Annotated in this window: 1 protein-coding gene; it reads right to left on the reverse strand. The window is 34.6% G+C overall.

Features of this window, described 5'->3' with window-relative positions; genetic code table 11:
- Positions 1-205 precede the first annotated feature (205 nt).
- Entirely contained in the window at positions 206-439 is a 234-nt protein-coding gene (locus AC1DJR_RS32775) for a hemolysin XhlA family protein (RefSeq protein WP_144511805.1), read from the reverse strand.
- Between the last annotated feature and the right edge of the window lie 150 nt (positions 440-589).

The following is a 589-nucleotide window of genomic DNA, read 5'->3' on the forward strand; positions in this document are numbered from 1 at the left end:
GCCCAAACCCACTGGGGAATTTTTCCCCAGACCCCATCAATCGAACTCCCCAACCCCTCAATCCTTGAGGGGCTCCCTCGCCGGTTGGCAGGAACAAACAGTAGTTTGTTCAGTGCCAAGAGGGTTCGGGTGTAGTACAGTTGGTCAAGTCAAATACTCCCTTTGCTTCGCTAGGTCCGTTTTGATTGACCAACACTCTTTTTTCCTATAACAGGTTTTTAGCTAATACACCAAGTACTCCTGTTAACAATCCGCTTATGATCAATCGTAAAATCCATGTAGTATTTGCACTGATTTTATCTAATTGTTTATTAATAGTTAAAACATCCTTTTCAGCTACTAGTATTCTTGCTTCTAAATTTTTCACATCGTGTTGTATAGCTTTTAAATCTAGATTCATTTGATTAAAATCTTTTTCTAGTTCCTCCAATTTTGTCATATAACACATTTCTCCTTTAAAATTAATTTTAAATACATTATATGTATATGGTAATTAGAGAATGATGATATAAAAAATAGGACTCAAATCTATTATTAAGATTTAAGTCCTATTCAAAGATAAGAGGATTCTACCAAAACGTAATATAAT

This window comes from Bacillus sp. 05T31, from assembly GCF_056396725.1.